We start from the raw sequence: 844 nt of genomic DNA on the forward strand, positions 1-844 counted from the left end.
CTAGAAAAATAATTCGGCGCGGTCAAATATAACTGCGTCTTTGCACGACTACAGGCAACATAAAACAGCTTACGCTCCTCTTCTAATGCTTCAAAGTCATCCAGTGAGCGGTGATGCGGCGTGATGCCATCTACCAACGAGTTAACGAATACCACTGGCCACTCAAGCCCTTTGGCGCTATGAATGGTTGAAATCGTGACTTTGTCATTGCTACTGCTCTGTCCATCGTCAGAGCTTCCTATGACCGCGACTGAGTCATTGGGCGGATCGAGTGCGAGATTTTCCAAAAAGCTATCAAGGCTCGTGTGCTCTGTCGCTAAGTTTTTTAGCACCCGAAAGTCTTCAGTACGCTCACGCCAATTGTCTTCAATCAGCTTCAAGACTGGAATATAAAACTCAAGAATATGCTCAATGGCTGTCTCGACCGTCTCTGCTTGCTGTGCACTCGTAAGCGTGTGGTAAAGCGGTTTCAACTGATCGCTTTTTTTGGCAAACGGCGCTGCTAGTAGCGGCTCAAACGCATTATTGTCAGCAGTAATGGCTTGGGTCAACCGTGTCGCCGTGACTGCGCCTACTCCTTTGAACAAGGTTAAGATGCGGTGCCACGCAATCGTATCATTTGGGTTATAGAGGATTTTGACAAAGGCTAATACGTCTTTGATATGGCGTCTTTCAATGAACCTAATACCGCCCACCACGATAAAGGGAATATTGCGCGCCATGAATTCTAGCTGCACATAGTTGGACTGAAAAGACGTGCGGCACAATACAGCAAAGTCGTTGTAATCATAATCCGGCTTGAGCGCGACAATCTTGTCAGTGATATAGCTTGCTTCTTTTGTCT

1 protein-coding gene is annotated in these 844 nt (G+C 46.8%); it reads right to left on the reverse strand.

All coding sequences use genetic code 11. The annotated features are described in order from the left end of the window. Positions 1-844: 3'-5' exonuclease (locus tag ACS8FC_RS16135; RefSeq protein WP_439297518.1), on the reverse strand; the 844-nt coding region annotated here is incomplete at both ends.

The organism is Psychrobacter sp. 1Y4 (assembly GCF_051847555.1).